Here is a 17,575-nt window from a genome sequence, read left to right on the forward strand (position 1 = left end):
GAGCTCCTCGGGTTCTCAGGCCGGCACCGACGCGCGGGCGAACCCGGCGCGGGCGACCATGCTGTACAGCGGGCGGCCCAGGGCCTGCTCGCAGGCGGCCGACGCCCCCGCGAGGGCGTCCAGGTCGATACCCGTCCCGACGCCCATCGCGTCGAACAGGCTGACCAGGTCCTCGGTGCAGACGTTGCCGGTCAGCCCGGCGCCGTAGCTGATGGTCGAGGGATGCCCACCGACGCCGCCGAGCGCGCTGTCGAAGTGCCGGCAGCCGGCGTCGAGGGCGGCGACGGCGTTGGCGATCCCGGTGCCGCGCGTGTTGTGGAAGTGCGCGATCACCGGCAGACCCGGTTGCTCGCGCTCCAGCCGGTGGAACAGCGCGGCGACCGCGCCCGGGGTGGCCACGCCGGTCGTGTCGCCGAGCGTCACCGCGTCGGCGCCCAGCTCGACGAAGCGCGCGACGTCCGCGGCGACGCGGCCCGGGTCGATCGCGCCCTCGAAGGGGCAGCCGAACGCCACGGACACCACGCCGATCAGGCGGAAGCGGTGGTCGGCGAGTCGCGCCATCTCCGTGACCCGCTCCCACTGCCCGGCGCGGGTCGTGCGCAGGTTGCGCGCGGTGTGGCTCTCGCTGGCCGACACCAGCAGGCTCAGCTCGTCGGCGCCGTGCCCGGCGTCGAGATCGGCAAGGGCGCGGGTGACGGCGCGGGGATTGGGGCAGGTGGCCTTGAGCGCCACCCCGGTCCGGCGGGTGGTGCCGGCCAGCACCTCGCTGGCGTCGGCGAACGCCGGGACCCGGCCCGGGTGGCTGTAGCTGGTGGCCTCGATGCGGGTGAACCCCGCGGCGGCGAACCGTTCCAGCAGTGAGATCTTGGTCCGGGTCGGCACCGGGACCGTCTCGTGCTGCAGCCCGTCCCGGGCGAAGCACTCGCAGATGGTGACCTCGTCGCGACCCACCGGCCCACCTCCTCGTCGACTCCATGCCTACGCGGAGGTGTTGATGAAGTCAACAGCTACGTGAGATCGGACTCTTCTCGTTCCCGCCGCTCGACCTCCAGGGCGAGTTCGGCGAGGCGGTCGAGGGCCTTCAGCAGCACTGCGGCCTCGTCGTCGCTGAGGGCGCCGAGGAACGTGCGGTCGCGCTCGTTCGCTGCGGCGATCAGCCCGCGGTACACGGCCGTGCCGCGCTCGGTGAGGGCGAGTTGGGATGTGCGCCCCGAGCCCGCCGTGCGGCTCACCAGCTCCCGCTCGGTGAGTCGGGCGACGACCCGGCTCATCTGCGCTTTGTCGAGCCCGGCGCGCCGGGCGAGGCGGTTGAGGGTGAGGGTGGGGTCGGCGGCGATCAGGGCGATCGCGCGCCACTCGCCGAGGCTCACGTCGAACTCGCGGCGGTAGCGCAGTGCTGCGCTTCGGGAGAGCGCCGAGGAGGTCCGCGACAGGCGGTAGGACAGCAGCTCCGAGATCGGCACGAGGTCCTTGCCGTCCACGCGTTCCGCCATGTCGGCATCGTAGCGGAATCGGATCTGGTGTTGACAGAATCAACAGCGCATGCTGACACTCTCGCTGCCGCCGCGATCCGCGACGCCGCCACCCCTGACGAAGGAGTCGACCGCCGTGGCCGAGCACCCACCCAGCACGCGCAGCGAGGACCGCGCGGGGGAGAGTCCCGCCGTCGACCGCAGCGCCACGTACCGGGCCATCGCCCTGCGGGTCATGCCGCTGCTCGTGATCTGCTACGTGGTCAGCTTCATCGACCGCACGAACATCGGCATCGCCCAGCAGGGCCTGCAGCGCGACCTCGGCTTCGGTCCCGCCGTCTACGGCCTGGGCGTCACGGTCTTCTTCGTGGGCTTCATTCTCTTCGAGGTGCCGAGCAATGCGCTCATGGCCCGGATCGGCGCGCGCAAGACCCTGGTGCGCATCATGGCGTCCTGGGGCGTGGTGACGATCGCGACGATGTTCGTCCAGGACGAGTTCACCTTCTACCTCGCCCGGTTCCTGCTCGGCGTCACCGAGGCGGGCTTCTTCCCGGGCGCGCTGTTCTACCTCTCCCGCTGGTTCCCGTCCGCGCGCCGCACGCGGATGACGGCCGTGTTCTTCATCGGCGTGCCGATCTCCGGCGTCATCGGGTCGCTGGTCTCCGGCGGGATCATGCACGCCTTCGGCGGGGTCGCGGGCCTCGCCGACTGGCAGTGGCTGTTCCTCATCGAGGGGATCCCGCCGATCCTGCTCGCCCTCGTCGTGCTGTTCTGGCTCGTCGACGACCCGGAGCAGGCGCGCTGGCTCACCCCGGCCCAGAAGGCGGCCGTGCGCGCCGACCTTGACGCCGACCAGCAGTGCAAGGGCGACGAGGCGGCAGGAGCCGGGCATCCGGGCCTGCTCACCGCGCTGCGCGACGCCAAGGTCTGGATCCTCGGGCTGTGCGCCTGCGGCGCCTACACCCTCGCCAACGCCGTCTCGTTCTGGACGCCGCGGATCATCGCCGACGCCGGCGTCGGGAACGTGCTGAACCTCGGCCTGTTCTCCGCCCTGCCCCCGCTCGTCGGGATGGCGGTCATGCTGGTCGTCGGCCGCCACTCCGACCGCACCCTGGAGCGGCGCTGGCACGCCGCGGGCAGCTGGCTCGTCGCCGTCGTGGCGATGCTCGCCATCTCCTTCTCCCACGGCAACGTGGCGGTGGTCGTCGTGCTGCTGGCAGTCCTCGCCGCCGCGCACTACTCCGGTCTGACCGTCTTCTACTCGATCCCCTCGATCTACCTCTCCGACCGCGCCGCCGCGACCGGCATCGCCGTGGTCACCTCGATGGGTTCGTTCGCCGCGGCCGCGTCGCCCTCGCTGCTGGGCTTCATCCAGGCCGCCACCGGCAGCCTCGCGCTCGGCCTGCAGATCAGCGCCGGCATCGTGCTGCTCGCCGTCGCCGTCCTGCTGATCGGGGTCAGGGCGAGCGACCTGCGGGAGACGCGCTGAGCAGCGCCGGACGCTCGGCGGGTGCCTCCGTTCGGGTCGGATCCGGGGGGAAGAGGTGTCGGCCGGGCGGGACGGGGGTAGGAAGGCGTCGGGAGCGCAGGCAGGCCAAGGCCGGACCGGAGGAGAAGATCCGTCCTCCCCGCGGTGCTCCCGGCGCGGGTACCGGAGCACCCACGCGGAGCACGCCGCGAGGAGGCTCGACGCCGTGGGTCTGCGCCGTCGGACGGTCGTCGTCCGCCGTCGCCGAGACCGACACGCACGGCGCACCGTGCACGCCTGGTAACCCGGCAGCCGCGTCCACGGGCGCCGCCCGAGCGATCGGGCGGCGTCTCCTGCTCCGGTGTCGACGGCGACGGTCAGGAGCTGCCGGACCCCGGTGCCCTGCCGCGCGCGGCCAGCAGCGGGGCCAGCACCCGGGTCCCGTGCCCCCGCCGGCCGCCCGGTCCGGGACGCGGCTCGGTGTTGGCGACCGTCAGCGGTTGGTGGCACCGGGCGCAGACCGTCACCGGGGTGGTGTCGCGGTCGCAGTCGTGGTGGTGCACCAGTGCGGGCGGGCCCGCCTCGTCGGAGTACCAGCGGTCGCCCCAGCTCATGAGGGCGAGCAGCACCGGGTAGAGCTCCGCGCCCTTGTCGGTGGCGCGGTAGTGCTCGCGCGGGGGCCGGTCCTGGTAGCGCTCGCGGGTGAGCACCCCCTCGGCGACGAGCCGGGCGAGCCGGGCGGCGAGCACCTTGCGGGAGATGCCGAGGTCCTCGGCGATGTCGTCGAAGCGGGTGACGCCCAGCAGGACGTCGCGCATGATCAGCGCGGTCCAGGCGTCGGCGAAGAGGTCGGTCGCGCGGGCGATCGAGCACGCGACGCCGGCGAGCGGGGTCCTGGTCACGGGCCCGAGCCTAGTCGGTTCCCCCGGGGAACTCGATGCGCTAGGTTCCCTTTGGGAACTCGACTTGGGGGGTAGCCGTGCCCGCACGCATCGCACTCGACTCGCCCGGCGCCGTCGACGGCCGCCACATCCGTGCCGTGACGTTCCAGCCCGTGCGCATGCAGTACGTCCGGCGCACGCTGGAACGCACCGGGCTCGAGCCGGGGGGTGCTCCGGCGGTGGTGGTCGGGAGCACCCGCGGCGAGCTCGCCCGCGGCCTGGCCGCCCTCGGGATGGAGGTCACCGCGCTCGACCCCGCCCCCGCGGCCACGCGGCTCGCGCAGGACGCCGACGGGAGCGGCGCGATCCACTACCGGACGGCCGCCGCCGAGGACCTCGGCACGCTCCCGGACGCCGCGTTCGCGTTCGCCTACTACGCCGACACCTTCGAGATCACCGCCGACCTGCCCGCGGTGATCGGGCACGCCGCCCGGATCCTGCGCCCGGGCGGCCTGCTCGTCTACGACACGGTGGCGCGCACCCCGCTCTCGCGGCTGGTCTACCTCGGCGCGTTCCAGACGCTGCCGCCCACCCGGATTATGCCGTCCGGCCGCTACCGGGCCGAGCGCCTCCGGCCGCCCGCCGAGGTCGCCGACGTGCTCAGCGCCGCGGGCCTGCGGGTCGACGACGTGTGCGGTTTCCGGCCGCGCAGCATCGGTGCCCTGGTCCGGGCCGTGCTCGCCCGCAAGAGCGGCCGGCTGCGCGACGAGGACCTCGCCTCGGCGGTCGAGTTCCTGCTCGACCCGGGTCACGCGCCGCCCGTCACCTACTTCGGGGCGGCCCGCAAGCCGGGCCGGTGAGGGCGCGCCGTCAGGTCGCCAGGTCGTTCGACGGGCTGCTCCAGCGGACCGTGGGGGACAGGGCGGCGTGGTTGACCCGCTCGCGGTGCTGCTCCACCACCGGGAACAGCGACGTGATGAGCGTGTCGGACAGGCGGTGCGGCTGCAGCCCGAGCGAGGGCAGCCCGGTGAACACCACGTTGTAGTAGTGCGAGTCGGCCTCGACGCGGGGGTTCTCGAGGTTCTCCACCTCGACGATGCCAGGGAAGGTGTCGGCCACGGCCTTGGCCATCTCGTGCACCGACATCGACTCGGTGAGCTGGTTGAACACCCGGAACTCGCCCGGTTCGGCGGGGTTGGCCGCGGCGAGCCGGATGCACTCGACGGTGTCGCGGATGTCGATGATCCCGCGGGTCTGACCGCCGGAGCCGTAGACGGTGAGGGGCTCGCCCAGCACCGCCTGGATGACGAACCGGTTGAGCACCGTGCCGAACACGGCGTCGTAGTCGAACCGGGTGGCGAGGCGGGGATCGCGCTCGGTCTGGGGCGTCTGCTGCCCGTAGACCACGCCCTGGTTGAGGTCGGTGGCGCGCAGGCCCCAGATGCGGCAGGCGAACTCGATGTTGTGGCTGTCGTGGACCTTGCTCAGGTGGTAGAAGGAGTTCGGCCGCTTCGGGAACATCACCCGGTCCCGCCGGCCCTTGTGCTCGATCTCGAGCCAGCCCTCTTCGATGTCGATGTTGGGCGTGCCGTACTCGCCCATCGTGCCGAGCTTGACCAGGTGGATCGAGGGGTCGATCTCGGCGATCGCGTAGAGCAGGTTGAGGTTGCCGATCACGTTGTTGTGCTGGGTGTGCACCGCGTGGGCGCGGTCGATCATCGAGTACGGAGCGGAGCGCTGCTCGGCGAAGTGCACGATGGTGTCGGGCCGGAAGCGGCGCACGACGTCGAACAGGAACTCCGCGTCGACGAGGTCGCCGACGAAGGTCTCGATGCGCCGGCCCGTCAGGTCGTGCCAGACGTCGGTGCGGACCTCGAGCGACTCGATCGGGACGAGGCTGTCCACACCCATCTCGTCGTCGTAGCGACGACGCAGGAAGTTGTCGACGACGCCGACCTCGGCCCCGGTGTCGGACAGGTGCAGCGCGGTGGGCCAACCGAGGTAGCCGTCACCACCGAGAACGAGAACCCGCAAGATTCCCCCGTATGTCGATCGATCGGAACGACCGGGGCCGTGGGTGCGCGCGCCGGGGAGCGGATCCGACCGAGAACTACTCGGACAAACCGTACGGTAGCCGGATCGGGTGGCGAACCGGCGGTCGGGCGGTGTGATGCGGGGTACCGCCGAGGGGCCGTCGGGCGCTGGCCGTGGGGGGTGGGCGGGCGCGGATCGGCCGTAGGGCAGGATCGTGGTGATGACCAGGAACGGACCGGCCGCCCGGGCCCGGCTCGGCAGGAGAGCGATCGGCGCGGTGCTCGCCGCCGGGGTCGCCGGCACCGTCTACCGCAGCGTGTGCGCCGTGGACCGGCGTCGCCGGGTCGTGCCGATCCGCGACGCACGGCCCGGGTCCGCGTTCCCGGCCCCGGTCACCGTCGTCGTACCGGCCCGCAACGAGGCCGCCGTGCTCGACGACTGCCTGCACGCCATCCGGAACCAGACCTACGGCCGGGACGGCGGGATGCGCGTCGTCGTCGTCGACGACGACTCGAGCGACGCCACCGGCGACATCGCCCACCGCCACGCGAGCGCGGACCCCCGCCTGTCGGTCGTCCGCACCGCCGGGCCGCCCCCGGGCTGGACGGGCAAGGTCCACGCCATGTACGCCGGTGTCGAGGCGGCGGGCGCGCCGCAACCCGGGGAGTGGCTCCTGTTCGTCGACGCGGACACGGTGCTGGGACCCGAGGCGCTCGAACGGCTGCTGGCGACCGCGCTCGCGGTCGACGCCGACCTCGTCTCCACGCCCGGTGGGCCGCCCCCCGGGCACTCGCTCAGCTGGCCGCTGCTGGTGCCGGCGGCGATGCAGATGCTCGGGGAGAACGCCGACCCCGACGGCGCGGGCAGCAAGGCGTTCGCGATCGGCCACTGCATCCTCGTGCGCCGCGAGCGCTACGCGAAGATGGGCGGCTGGGAGGCACTGGCCGCCCGGCGCAACGAGGACATCGCGCTCGCCACCGCCGTGCGCGACTGCGGCGGCACCACCCGCACCGTCGACGGCCTGGACCACGTCACGACCACCGGCATGGACCCGTTCGGCCAGGGGTGGGCCTCGTTCCGCAAGAGCTTCATGGCGGGAACCCGCGGATCGGTCCCGGTGCTCCTCGGCGGGGGGCTCGGTCAGATCGCGCTGTCCCTGGCCGCACCGGCCGCCGTCGTCACCGGGGCGCTGTCACGCCGCCGGTGGCTCACCGCCGTCGGGGCGACGGGCTGGGTCGCGCAGAGCGTCGCGCACCAGCAGAACGCCGACCTCATGCGGTCCGCACCGTGGCTGGCACCGCTCGCCCCGCTGACCGGTGCGCTGTTCGGCGGCGTCCTGGTCGACGGCGCGTTCCGCGCGCTGCGCGGCACCGGCTCCTGGAAGGGACGCCCCGACAGGCAGGCATGATCGCCGATCGGGTGCGCCGACGGTCGTCCGCGCCGCGCTGAGTGCACGCAACCAGCGATCACCCGTCACACGCCGGGGTCGTCGCGCAGCTGCAGCACGGTGCGCAGCACGTACTCGACCGCGGAGTCGAACGCGCGGCCGCGCAGCTCGCCGCGCACGGCGAGGTTGCGGGCGGCGAACTCGACGGCCTGCTCGGGCCCCACCCGTCGGACGACGACCTCGGCGGTCTCCTCGAGGTCGAGCCCCGGGTTGTCCAGGCGGGCCAGCGCGAACGCGACGACCAGCTCGTCGACCGTCACGAGATCCGCTCCCTCGCCCGCCGGATGGCTGCCGCGTCCATCATCCTCCCGGGAACGGCGCCGTGCGATCGGCGCCCCGCCTACGAGGAGAACGGAGCACCACATGTCGAAGGTCGCCATCGTCGGGTGCGGCGCGATGGGGTCGGTCTACGCGGGGTTGATGCAGCGCGCCGGGCACGAGGTGCACGGCGTGTGCCTGTGGCCCGACCACGTCGAGGCCGTGAACGCCCGCGGCCTGCGCGTCCACGGTGCGAGCGGGGACCAGACCGTCCGGCTCGCCTCGATGTCGACCACCACCGAGGGCATCGGAGTGTGCGACCTCGTCGTCATCGCCACCAAGGCGTTCGACGTCGCGGCGGCGGCGGAGTCGGCGCGGCCGCTGGTGGGGCCCGCCACCGTGGTCCAGAGCATCCAGAACGGGCTCGGCTCGCCGGAGCGGGTGGCCGCGGTACTCGGTGGGGAGCGCCTCGCCATCGGGGTGGTCGGCGGCTTCGGCGCGTCGGTGCCCGCGCCCGGCGTGGCCCACCACAACGGGATGGAGATGATCCGCTTCGGCGCCTTCGCGGGGCTGCCCCGGGACGCGCTGGAGGCGTCGGCGCAGGTGTGGACCTCGTCGGGCTTCGCGGTGCAGCTGTTCGAGGACACCGACCGGATGGTGTGGGAGAAGTTCGTCATGAACGTCGCCTTCTCCGGCACCACCTGCGTCACCGGGCTGACGATCGGCCAGGTGCTGGCGGACCCGAGCGCATGGGCGGTGGCCGAGGCCTGCGCCCGCGAGGCGCTGGCCGTGGCCGACGCGGCGGGTATCGCGCTCGACGTCGGCGACCCGATCGCGCACGTCCGCGCCCTGGGCGGCAAGATCCCCGACGCCCGGCCGTCGATGCTGCTCGACTTCCTGCTCCGGCGCCGGGGCGAGGTCGACGCCATCGTCGGGCAGGTCACGGTGCTGGGGGAGCGCTACGGCGTCGCCACCCCCGTCACGCGGACGGTGGCCGACCTGATCCGGGCCCGGGAGTCCGGCTACCTCCCGGGGGCGGAGGCCTGATCGTGGGGCTGCACCGGCGGCGCGTCGACCGTCGGCACGGGGATCCAGTCGAGGTGCTTGGCGGTGCGGGTGTCTCCGGAGGAACGGCCCCGTACCCGGCGGAGCAGCCACGGCAGGACGTGCTCGCGGTAGTACCGCGCCTCGGCCAGCAGCCTGCGGGCGACGGGCGAGCCGGCGCTCGCGCCCTGGGCGGCGGGCCCCTCGCCCAGCGCGGCGAGGACGAGCGCGGCGACGCGCTGGTGGCCGGCCGCGTTCAGGTGCAGCCGGTCGGGCGACCAGTAGGCCGCGTGCCGGATCTCCGCGTCGTGGAAGACGTCCACCAGCTCCACGCCGTGCCGCGCCGCGAGCTCGGCGACTCCCCGCGTGAGCTCCTCCCCGCGCCGGCGCACCGTACGACCGAAGGGAAGGTGATCGGAGGGGTCGGCGCCGCTGAGCAGCACGAGTCGCACCCCGGCGGCCTGGCAGCGCCGGACCGCCCCTTCGGTCAGGCCGACCAGGTGGGCCACGTCGATGCCCGGGCGGAGCATGTCGTTGCCGCCACCGTTGAGGGTGACCAGATCCGGGGCCGGGGTGAGGGACAGTGCCGCGTCGAGCTGCTCGGTGACGATCGGCCCCAGCAGGCGCCCCCGGACCGCCAGGTTCGCGTAGTGCACCCCGCCGCCCCGCGTGGCGGCGAAGCCCGCGGCGACCCGGTCCGCCCAGCCCCGCACCGCCCCGTCCGGGAGCTCGTCACCCACACCTTCGGTGAAGCTGTCGCCGATCGCCGCGTACCGCACGGCACCACAGTAGGTGCTCAGCGGAAGACCACGGTGCTGCGGTCGTTGAGCAGGACCCGCCGTTCGCAGTGCCAGCGCACCGCGCGCGAGAGGGCCAGCGCCTCCGCGTCGCGCCCGACCGTCGAGAGGCTGCGCGGGTCGAAGGTGTGGTCGATCCGGATCACCTCCTGCTCGATGATCGGTCCCTCGTCGAGCTCCGGCGTGACGTAGTGGGCGGTGGCCCCGACGAGCTTCACGCCTCGGTCGTAGGCCTGGTGGTAGGGCTTCGCCCCGGTGAACCCGGGCAGGAACGAGTGGTGGATGTTGATCGCGCGCCCGTGCAGCCTGCGGCACAGACCGTCGGAGAGCACCTGCATGTAGCGGGCCAGCACCACGAGGTCGGCCCGGTGCTCGTCGACGAGCTCGAGCAGCCGCTGCTCGGCCTGCGGCTTGGTGTCCGGGGTGACCGGCACGTGGACGTAGGGCAGCCCGGCCGCCTCGGCCATCGGACGCAGGTCCTCGTGGTTGGAGACCACCGCGACGAGCTCGGCACCGAGGCTGCCCGCGCGCCAGCGGAAGATCAGGTCGTTGAGGCAGTGCCCCATCCGCGACACCATCACCAGGGCGCGGACGGGCCGGTCGTCGGTGAGGGAGAAGCTCATCCCGAACTCCTCGGCCACCCGGGTGAACGCCTCGGACAGGGCGACGGCGTTCGCGTCGCCCGCGCTGACGAACGCGGTGCGCAGGAACAGCGTGCCGCGCACCGGGTCGTCGAACTGCTGGTGCTCGACGATGTCGCAGCCGTGGCCGAAGAGGAACGCGGTGACCGCGTGCACGATGCCGGGGCGTTGCGGGCAGCTCAGGGTCAGGGTGAAGGTGCGCACGGCGGTCTCCGATCAACACTCGACGACGTTGAGGGCGAGCCCGCCGCGGGCGGTCTCCTTGTACTTGTCCTTCATGTCGGCCCCGGTCTCGCGCATGGTCTTGATCGCCTTGTCGAGCGTGACGTGGTGGTCGCCGTCGCCGCGCAGGGCCATCCGGGCGGCGGTGATCGCCTTGATCGCCCCCACGGCGTTGCGCTCGATGCACGGGATCTGCACGAGCCCGCCCACCGGGTCGCAGGTGAGCCCGAGGTTGTGCTCGATGCCGATCTCGGCGGCGTTCTCGACCTGGGCCGGGGTGGCGCCGAGCACCTCGGCGAGCCCGGCAGCGGCCATCGAGCACGCCGAGCCCACCTCGCCCTGGCACCCGACCTCGGCCCCGGAGATCGAGGCGTTCTCCTTGAACAGCAGCCCGATCGCCGCGGCCGTGAGCAGGAAGCGCACCACCCCGTCCTCGGAGTACGTGCCGGCGAAGCGGCGGTAGTAGTGCAGGACGGCGGGGATGATGCCGGCGGCCCCGTTCGTCGGCGCGGTGACGACCCGCCCGCCCGCCGCGTTCTCCTCGTTGACGGCGAGCCCGCACAGGGTGACCCAGTCGACGGCGCGCAGCGCGTCGGTGTCGTCATCGACCGCCTCGAGCCGCTCGCGCAGGGCTGCCGCGCGGCGTCGCACCTTCAGCCCGCCCGGCAGCACGCCCGTGGTGCGGGACCCGCGTTCCACGCACTCCTGCATCACCGACCAGATGTGCAGCAGCCCGGCCCGGACCTCCTCCTCGGTGCGGCGGGTGAGCTCGTTGGCGAGCATGACGTCGCTGATGCTCATGCCGGTCTCGCGGGTGCGCTGCAGCAGCTCCCCGCCCGTGCGGAACGGGTGGGGCACCGGGGTCGGGTCCGCGACGAGCACCGGGCGCCCGGTGTCGTCCTCGTCGAGGACGAACCCGCCGCCCACCGAGAAGTACTCGCGGGCCAGCAACTCGGTGCCGGCGGCGTCGAGGGCCCGGAAGCGCATCCCGTTGGTGTGGAAGGCCAGGCGCTTGCGGCGGTGCAGCACGACGTGGTCGTCGACCGAGAATGCGATCGGATGCTTGCCGCCCAGCAGCAGCTCGCGCCGCGTGCGGACGGCGGCCACGCGTGGCTCCGCGGCCGCCGGGTCGACGACGTCGGGCTGCTCGCCCTCCAGACCCAGCACGACCGCTTTGACGCTGCCGTGGCCGTGACCGGTGGCGCCGAGCGAGCCGAACAGCTCGGCGCGCACCCCGCCCGTACGGGGGAGCAGGCCCTCGCGATCCAGCAGGGTCACGAAGGAGTGCGCGGCCCGCATCGGCCCGACGGTGTGCGAGCTCGAGGGTCCGATCCCGATCGAGAAGAGGTCGAAGACGCTGATGGTCATGGTCGCCTGCTCGTCTCAGCGCCGGATCCGGGTCATCTCCGGGTCGACGAGCGGCTCGGCGGCCACGGTGGCCGGGATGCGGCGGCCGAAGTACTCGATCTCCACCGGCGTGCCCGGGGTCGCGCTCGCCGGGAGCCAGGCGTAGGCGATCGGCGCCCCGACGGTGTGCCCGAAGGCCGCGCTGGTGACGTAGCCCGCGGGGCGGCCGTCCAGGAAGACGGGCTCGTGGCCCAGCACCACGCTGCGCCGGTCGTCGATCGTGAGGCAGGACAGCCTGCGGGTGACCGTGTCGGCGCTGAGCCCCTCGAGCGCCTCCCGCCCGACGAACTCGCCCTTCTGCATCCGCACCGCGAACCCGACGCCCGCCTCGTACGGGTTGTGCTCGGTGGTCATGTCGTGGCCCCACGAGCGGTAGCCCTTCTCCAGCCGGAGGCTGTTGAAGGCGGCGCGGCCGGCGGCGATCACGCCCAGCTCCTGACCGGCCTCCCACAGCACGTCCCACAACCGCAGCCCGTACTCCGCGCTGGTGTAGATCTCCCAGCCGAGCTCGCCGACGTAGGACAGCCGCATCGCGGTGACCGGCACCCCGCCGACCCGCGCCTGCATCGCCCGGAAGTACTTCAGCGCCTCGTGCGAGAAGTCCTCGCGCGACAACGGCTGCACCAGGTCACGGGCGAGGGGTCCCCACACCCCGATGCAGCAGGTGCCGCCGGTGATGTCCCGGACCTGCACATGTGACCCCGCGTGGCGCCGGAAGTGGTCGAGGTCGAGGTTGCCGTTGGCGCCGACCTGGAACCGGTCGGCACCCAGCCGGGCCACGGTGAGGTCGCTGCGGACCCCGCCCGCCTCGTCGAGCGCCAGGGTGTAGGTGACCGAGCCGACCGACTTGTCCATCTTCCCGGTGGTGAGCCGGTCCAACAGGGCCAACGCGCCGGGGCCGCTGACCTCGAGGCGCTTGAGCGGGGTCATGTCGTACAGCGCCACGCCCTCGCGGGTGCGCCAGGCCTCGGCGGCGGCGATGGGGGAGTGGAACCGCGCCGCCCACGGCTCGCGCTCCGGTGGCCGCCACGCCTCGGGCAGCTGCGCCACCAGCGGCGCGTTCGCCTCGTACCAGTGCGGGCGCTCCCAGCCCGCGGCCTCCAGGAACACCGCGCCCAGCTCCCGCTGCCGGGCGTGGAACGGGCTGACCCGCACGTCGCGCGGCGACCGGCGCGGTTCGAGGGGGTGCAGGACGTCGTAGATCTCCACGAAGTTCTGCTGCGAGGTCTCGCTGACGTAGTCCTCGCCGAGCTGGACCTCCTCGAAGCGGTGGACGTCGCACCCGTGCAGCTCCAGCTCGCTGCGTCCGTCCACCAGCAGCTGCGCCACCGCGCGGGCCACACCCGCGGAGTGCGTGACCCAGACGGCCTCGGCGATCCAGAACCCGGCGACGTCGGGCGACTCGCCGATCAGCGGGCCGCCGTCCGGGGTGAACGAGAAGATCCCGTTGAAGCCCTCCTCGATCTTCGCCGACGCCAGCGCGGGGAGCAGCGCGACGCCCTGCTCCCAGGACGGCGCGAAGTCCTCCTCGGTGAAGGGCAGCATCGACGGCATCGCCGAGGCGGTGACCTCCCCGTCCTGGTCGAGGTCGGACAGCCGCACCGGCATCGGGCGGTGGGCGTAGCTGCCGATGCCGAGCCGGTCGACGTGCTCGCGGAAGTACAGGTCCTGGTCCTGGTGGCGCAGGATCGGCAGGCCCGCCTCCGTGCGCTCGTCGTTGCGGCCGACGAGCTCGGCGACCTGCCCGGTGCGCACGTACTGGTGGGCCAGCGGGAGCAGCGGCACCGCCATGCCCACCATCGCGCCCACGGCCTGCCCCCAGAACCCGGCGCAGCAGACCACGACGTCGGCCGGCAGCACTCCGTCGGCGGTGCGCACGCCGGTGACGCGACCGCCCGCCTGCGCGATGCCGGTGACGCGGGTGGAGCCCCGGAACACCGCGCCGCGGGCCTGTGCCCTGCGCACGAGGGCGGCGACCACCCGGGGGGCCTTCGCCAGGCCGTCGGAGGGGATGTGGAAGCCGCCGAGCACGCGGTCGCGGTCGAGCAGCGGGTGCAGGCGCACGCACTCGTCGGCGTCGACGACGCGGCTCTCGATGCCCCACGAGGTGGCCCAGCCGTGCCGGCGCTGCAGATCGGCCAGCCGCTCCGGGGTGGTGGCGACCTCCAGGCCGCCGACCTGGTTGAAGCACCACTGCCCGTCGAGGTCGAGGGCGGAGAACTTCTCGACCGAGTAGCGGGCGAACCCCGTCATCGTCTTCGACGCGTTCGTCTGGAACACCAGCCCGGGGGCGTGCGAGCTGGAGCCCCCGGTGAGCGGCAGCGGGCCCTGGTCGACGACCGTGACCCGGTCCCAGCCCCGTGCGGTGAGCTCGTCGGCGAGGTTCGCCCCGACGATCCCGGCTCCGATGATGACGACCTGCGGCGAACTGGGCATCAGGCTCCCCTCCCGGGGTCGGTGCTGGGCTCTGGGTCGAACTCGGGCATGTACTCCACCGCCGCGTCGAGCAGCCAGGTGGCGAGGTGGCGGGCGAACGACGTGCGGACGAGGAGTTGGTAGTGCTCGCCGTCGAGGGCGAGCAGGATCGCGCCGGCCAGGCCGATCGTGGTCTGGGCGGCGCAACCCGGCCGGAACACGCGCGGGTGCAGGTCCAGCGAGCACCCGGTGGCGAGCACGTCGCGGACGCGCTCCCCGTGCAGCGAGAGCGTGGTGCGCTGCGCCGAGACGTCGACCACCGCACCGCACCCGCCCACGGCCTCCCGCAGGCCCGACTCCAGGGCCTCCGGCGTGGTGAACGGGCTGGTGACGAGCCACTCGTCGGGCCCCAGCCAGATCACGGTGGTGGTGTGCCCCCGGACCCACGTGTTCGGGGTCGTGGGGAGCGCGACGCCCAGGTGGGCCGCGACCGCGGACGACTCCGCCGGGTCGAGGCGCAGGTCGGCCATCGCGACGAACGGCTCGGTGACGATCTGCACGGCGTCGGGGAGGGCGGCGAAGCGCTCCGACCAGCCGTGCAGGGGGCCGGTCCGGGGGAGGGACTCACGACCTGATGTTCGCTCCGGCAAGCTCCGCTCAGCCGTCACGGCGGGCTCCTTCCGGGTCGACGAGGACGGATCCGGTGACCTCCACGGGCACCAGGGCGCCGCCCAGCGGGACGTGCAGGATCTCGCCGATGCGGGTGCGCCCGGCCTTCACCAGCGCGAGGGCGAACGGGCGGCCCAGCTCGGCGCTGCGGTAGCTGGACGTGACGTGGCCGAGCATGGGCACCGGCGGCTCGGGCAGCACGTCGCACCCGACGATCTGCGCGCCTTCCGGCAGCACGGTCCGGCGGTCCACCGGCAGCAGCCCGACGAGTTGCTTGCGCAGCGGGTTCTGGTTCTCCTGCCGGCTGAAGGAGCGCTTCCCCACGAAGTCGGGCTTCTTCTTCGACACCGCCCAGCTCATGCCGAGGTCGTGCGGGGTGACCGTGCCGTCGGTGTCCTGGCCGATGATCGGGTAGCCCTTCTCGGCGCGCAGCACGTGCATGGTCTCGGTGCCGTACGGGGTGATCCCGTGGGGTCGCCCGGCCGCGAGGAGCCGCTCCCACACGGCGGGCGCGTACCAGGAGCTGACGTTGACCTCGTAGGCCAGCTCGCCGGAGAAGCTCACGCGCGCGATCCGGACTCCTGCGCCGTCGAGGACGGTGTCGCGCCAGGCCATGAACGGGAACGCGTCGGCGGACACGTCGACACCGGGGAAGACGGCGCCGATCACGTCCCGGGAGCGGGGGCCGACCACGGGGAAGGTGGACCACTGCTCGGTGACCGAGGTGAGGTGCACCCGCAGGCCGGGCCACTCGGTCTGGAGCCACTCCTCCATCCAGTCCAGCACCTTCGCCGCGCCGCCGGTGGTGGTGTAGACGAGGAACCGGTCCTCGGCGGCGCGGAGCACCGTGCCGTCGTCGATGACCATGCCGTCGACCCCGCACATCACGCCGTAGCGCACGAAGCCGACCTTGAGGCTGCTCATCATGTTGGTGTAGATCCGGTCGAGCAGCACCGCGGCGTCCGGGCCATGGACGTCGATCTTGCCGAGCGTGGAGCCGTCGAGGATGCCGACGCCGGTGCGCGCTGCGGCGCACTCCCGCAGGACGGCGGTCTCCATGTCCTCGCCGGGCTGCGGGTAGTAGCGAGGTCGCTTCCACTGCCCGACGTCCTCGAAGACCGCGCCGTGCGCGACGTGCCAGTCGTGCAGCGCGGTGGTGCGCTCCGGGTCGAACAGCGCGCCGCGCTGCCGCCCGGCCAGCGCGGCGAACGCGACCGGGGTGTAGGGCGGGCGGAAGGTGGTGGTGCCCAACCCCTCGACCGGTGCCCCGAGCAGCTCCGCGGTGATCCCGGAGGCGATCACGCCGGAGGTCTTGCCCTGGTCGTGGGCGGTGCCGATCGTCGTGTACCGCTTCACGTGCTCCACCGAGCGCATCCCGGCCCCGACCGCGCGGGCGATGTCGGCCACCGTGGCGTCGCGCGCCACGTCGACGAACTGCGTGCCCGGGTCACCCTCGGGCACCCGCCACAGCACGAGCGGCGGCGTGCGTCCGGGACCCGGCTCCGGCTCCGGCAGCGTGCCCGGGCCCGACACCGCCTCGATGCCCGCTGCACGGGCGCTTCGCGCGGCGCGCCGCCCGTCGCGCAGGCAGCCCGCGAGGTCGAACACCCCGTTGGCGGACCCGGCGACCGTGACCCCGGGCAGTTCCTCGCCGGGCAGGAACGCACCGAGGTCGGCGTCGTGGCGCAGCCGCCCGCGGGCCTGGCTGAAAAGGTGCACCGCCGGGTTCCATCCGCCGCTGACCAGCAGCAGGTCGCAGGCGACCGGCTCGCGGCCGACGAGCGCGTGGGTGATCCGGTCGCCACCGCGGGTGCCGGTGACGACCTCCCCGGCGCGCACCGGGATGCCGCGCCGTTCGCATTCCACGCGCCAGCCGGGTGGCGCCTCGGGCCGGGCGTCGACGACCGCGTGCACCCGCGCGCCCGCGTCGGCGAGGTCGAGCGCCGCGGCGTAGGCCGCGTCATCGGTGGTGAACACGACCGCGTCGCGCCCGGCCAGCACGCCGTAGCGGTGCAGGAACGTGCGCGCCGCTCCGGCCAGCATGATCCCGGGGCGATCGTTGTCGGAGAAGACCACCGGCCGCTCGTGGGCACCCGTGGCGATCACGACGTGACCGGCGCGGATCCGCCAGACCCGCTGCCGCGAGAGGTTCCGTGGTGCCGAGGTGCCGAGGTGGTCGGTGCGGCGCTCCAGCGCGAGCACGAACCCGTCGTCGTAGTGCCCGAACGCCGTGGTGCGCTGCAGGTGCAGCACGTCGGGCAGCCCCGCGAGCTCGGCGACGGCGCCCGCCACCCACTCGCAGGCCGGGGCGCCGTCGAGGATGTCGGTGCTCCCGAGCAGGCTCCCGCCCGCCTCGGACTGCTCGTCGACGAGCACCACCCGCGCGCCGGCGCGGGCCGCGGTGAGCGCCGCGACCAGCCCGGCCGGGCCGGCCCCGACGACCAGCAGGTCGGCGTGGGCGTGCTTCGCGTCGTAGCGGGCGGAGTCGGGCACCTCGGCGAGCCGGCCCTGCCCGGCGACGCCGCGGGCCACCAGCCCGTCGGTGAGCTCGATCGTGGTGGCCAGCAGCATGGGCTCGGGAAAGGGCTCCTCGACCTGCACGAGGCCGCTCGGGTCCTCCGCCCATGCCGCCGCGATGCCGCGGGGACGGCCGAGCGCGATGCTCGTGGTGACCCGGTGGCGGCCGTGGGCCAGCAGCGCCGAGGCCAGCGTGTCACCGGGGTGTCCGGTGAGCCGCTCCCCGTTGAAGGTGAAGGTGCAGGTGGTGCCGCGGTCGATCCGGCCGCGGGCGGGGACCCGGAACTCGCTCTGCATCGATGA

The 17,575-nt window shown here is 73.5% G+C and carries 15 protein-coding genes; 4 read left to right on the plus strand and 11 right to left on the minus strand.

What is annotated here, in order from left to right; genetic code table 11:
• Window positions 1-15: 15 nt before the first annotated feature.
• Together FB558_RS21685 and FB558_RS21690 are read right to left on the minus strand one after the other, a co-directional pair.
• Window positions 16-951, minus strand: a complete 936-nt coding sequence (locus tag FB558_RS21685) for a hydroxymethylglutaryl-CoA lyase (RefSeq protein ID WP_142056225.1) — start codon at window positions 949-951, stop codon at window positions 16-18.
• Between the two features lie 56 nt (window positions 952-1,007).
• Window positions 1,008-1,493 (minus strand): MarR family winged helix-turn-helix transcriptional regulator, encoded by a 486-nt coding sequence (locus tag FB558_RS21690; protein WP_142056227.1) that lies wholly within the window; start codon window positions 1,491-1,493, stop codon window positions 1,008-1,010.
• 115 nt (window positions 1,494-1,608) lie between these two features.
• On the opposite strand from FB558_RS21690, the gene FB558_RS21695 reads away from it, so the two are divergent.
• Complete coding sequence (locus FB558_RS21695) at window positions 1,609-2,961, plus strand: MFS transporter (RefSeq protein ID WP_246106656.1); 1,353 nt, start codon at window positions 1,609-1,611, stop codon at window positions 2,959-2,961.
• Between the two features lie 356 nt (window positions 2,962-3,317).
• Here FB558_RS21695 and FB558_RS21700 read toward each other — a convergent pair whose 3' ends face one another.
• Complete coding sequence (locus FB558_RS21700; RefSeq protein WP_142056231.1) at window positions 3,318-3,842, minus strand: winged helix-turn-helix transcriptional regulator; 525 nt, start codon at window positions 3,840-3,842, stop codon at window positions 3,318-3,320.
• 77 nt (window positions 3,843-3,919) lie between these two features.
• On the opposite strand from FB558_RS21700, the gene FB558_RS21705 reads away from it, so the two are divergent.
• Window positions 3,920-4,681: a class I SAM-dependent methyltransferase gene (locus tag FB558_RS21705; RefSeq protein ID WP_211366723.1), complete on the plus strand. Its 762-nt coding sequence runs from the start codon at window positions 3,920-3,922 to the stop codon at window positions 4,679-4,681.
• A gap of 10 nt (window positions 4,682-4,691) precedes the next feature.
• Here FB558_RS21705 and FB558_RS21710 read toward each other — a convergent pair whose 3' ends face one another.
• Window positions 4,692-5,855 (minus strand): NAD-dependent epimerase/dehydratase family protein, encoded by a 1,164-nt coding sequence (locus FB558_RS21710; protein ID WP_142056233.1) that lies wholly within the window; start codon window positions 5,853-5,855, stop codon window positions 4,692-4,694.
• Between the two features lie 220 nt (window positions 5,856-6,075).
• On the opposite strand from FB558_RS21710, the gene FB558_RS21715 reads away from it, so the two are divergent.
• Window positions 6,076-7,263, plus strand: coding sequence for a glycosyltransferase family 2 protein (locus FB558_RS21715; protein WP_142056235.1), 1,188 nt, complete (start codon window positions 6,076-6,078; stop codon window positions 7,261-7,263).
• Window positions 7,264-7,328: 65 nt separating this feature from the next.
• Here the strand turns inward: FB558_RS21715 and FB558_RS21720 are convergent, their stop codons facing one another.
• A complete protein-coding gene (locus tag FB558_RS21720) occupies window positions 7,329-7,562 on the minus strand; it encodes a hypothetical protein (protein WP_142056237.1) in 234 nt (77 codons plus the stop codon).
• Between the two features lie 103 nt (window positions 7,563-7,665).
• Here FB558_RS21720 and FB558_RS21725 point away from each other — a divergent pair, with 103 nt between their 5' ends.
• A complete protein-coding gene (locus FB558_RS21725) occupies window positions 7,666-8,607 on the plus strand; it encodes a ketopantoate reductase family protein (protein WP_142056239.1) in 942 nt (313 codons plus the stop codon).
• Here FB558_RS21725 and FB558_RS21730 read toward each other — a convergent pair.
• The 6 genes from FB558_RS21730 to FB558_RS21755 are packed head-to-tail and all read right to left on the minus strand — an operon-like array spanning window position 8,583 to window position 17,569.
• Entirely contained in the window at window positions 8,583-9,383 is an 801-nt protein-coding gene (locus tag FB558_RS21730; protein ID WP_142056241.1) for an SGNH/GDSL hydrolase family protein, read from the minus strand. The genes FB558_RS21725 and FB558_RS21730 overlap by 25 nt on opposite strands.
• Before the next feature lie 17 nt (window positions 9,384-9,400).
• Window positions 9,401-10,246 carry a formyltetrahydrofolate deformylase gene (gene purU, locus FB558_RS21735; RefSeq protein WP_142056242.1) on the minus strand — a complete coding sequence of 282 codons (846 nt, stop codon included), beginning with the start codon at window positions 10,244-10,246 and terminating at the stop codon, window positions 9,401-9,403.
• Between the two features lie 12 nt (window positions 10,247-10,258).
• Window positions 10,259-11,632 (minus strand): L-serine ammonia-lyase, encoded by a 1,374-nt coding sequence (locus FB558_RS21740; protein ID WP_142056244.1) that lies wholly within the window; start codon window positions 11,630-11,632, stop codon window positions 10,259-10,261.
• A 15-nt stretch (window positions 11,633-11,647) separates the two neighbouring features.
• Window positions 11,648-14,107: a GcvT family protein gene (locus FB558_RS21745; protein WP_142056246.1), complete on the minus strand. Its 2,460-nt coding sequence runs from the start codon at window positions 14,105-14,107 to the stop codon at window positions 11,648-11,650.
• Window positions 14,107-14,754, minus strand: a complete 648-nt coding sequence (locus tag FB558_RS21750) for a sarcosine oxidase subunit gamma (RefSeq protein ID WP_211366724.1) — start codon at window positions 14,752-14,754, stop codon at window positions 14,107-14,109. Before FB558_RS21750 ends, FB558_RS21745 begins: the two co-directional genes overlap by 1 nt.
• Window positions 14,744-17,569 carry a 2Fe-2S iron-sulfur cluster-binding protein gene (locus FB558_RS21755; protein ID WP_142056678.1) on the minus strand — a complete coding sequence of 942 codons (2,826 nt, stop codon included), beginning with the start codon at window positions 17,567-17,569 and terminating at the stop codon, window positions 14,744-14,746. Before FB558_RS21755 ends, FB558_RS21750 begins: the two co-directional genes overlap by 11 nt.
• Window positions 17,570-17,575 lie beyond the last annotated feature (6 nt).

The organism is Pseudonocardia kunmingensis, from assembly GCF_006716445.1.
GTDB lineage: Bacteria > Actinomycetota > Actinomycetes > Mycobacteriales > Pseudonocardiaceae > Pseudonocardia > Pseudonocardia kunmingensis.

Excerpts from the sequence above, each read along its gene's own strand:
- FB558_RS21690 (WP_142056227.1), bottom strand. The coding sequence starts at position 1,493 with ATGGCGGAACGCGTGGACGGCAAGGACCTCGTGCCGATCTCGGAGCTG.
- FB558_RS21715 (WP_142056235.1), top strand. The coding sequence starts at position 6,076 with ATGACCAGGAACGGACCGGCCGCCCGGGCCCGGCTCGGCAGGAGAGCG.
- FB558_RS21725 (WP_142056239.1), top strand. The coding sequence starts at position 7,666 with ATGTCGAAGGTCGCCATCGTCGGGTGCGGCGCGATGGGGTCGGTCTAC.
- FB558_RS21740 (WP_142056244.1), bottom strand. The coding sequence starts at position 11,632 with ATGACCATCAGCGTCTTCGACCTCTTCTCGATCGGGATCGGACCCTCG.
- FB558_RS21745 (WP_142056246.1), bottom strand. The coding sequence starts at position 14,107 with ATGCCCAGTTCGCCGCAGGTCGTCATCATCGGAGCCGGGATCGTCGGG.
- FB558_RS21755 (WP_142056678.1), bottom strand. The coding sequence starts at position 17,569 with ATGCAGAGCGAGTTCCGGGTCCCCGCCCGCGGCCGGATCGACCGCGGC.